General features: G+C 71.9%; 1 protein-coding gene. It reads left to right on the plus strand.

All coding sequences use genetic code 11. The annotated features are described in order from the left end of the window. On the plus strand, positions 1-427 hold a 427-nt coding region (locus tag GVJ63_RS22010), incomplete at both ends, for a hypothetical protein (protein WP_200843140.1).

The following is a 427-nucleotide window of genomic DNA, read 5'->3' on the forward strand; positions in this document are numbered from 1 at the left end:
CCCTGGAACAGGCGCCCCACGCCGAGGCGATGCCGGCGCTGGCCGCGCAACTGAAGAGCCTGAAGGTGGACGCGGTGAGCGTGCGCCAGGTGCAGCGCGGCATCGGCCAGGTCGATCCGCTGCAGGTGCTGGCCGATGGCCTGGGCTACGAGTACCGCTTCATTGCCGCCGGCAAGGACGATGGCCAGACCCAGCGCGGCCAGGCTGTTCTGACCCGGCTGCCGATCGCCGCTGAATCCGGCCCCGACCAGCCGGGCCTGAACTACCTGCGCCTGGACGACGGCCGCCACACTGTGGCGGTCTATACCGATGCCGGTGCAGGTGCGGCGCAGCTGCCGGCGCTGGTCACCCGTTCGCGGCTGGGTGCACCGGCGGTGCTGCTCGGCGCGGTGGCCGGTGAATCGGCCAAGGCCGCAGGCTTCGATCC

Source organism: Pantoea sp. 18059, assembly GCF_902706165.1.
Classification (GTDB): Bacteria; Pseudomonadota; Gammaproteobacteria; order Enterobacterales; family Enterobacteriaceae; genus Pantoea; species Pantoea agglomerans.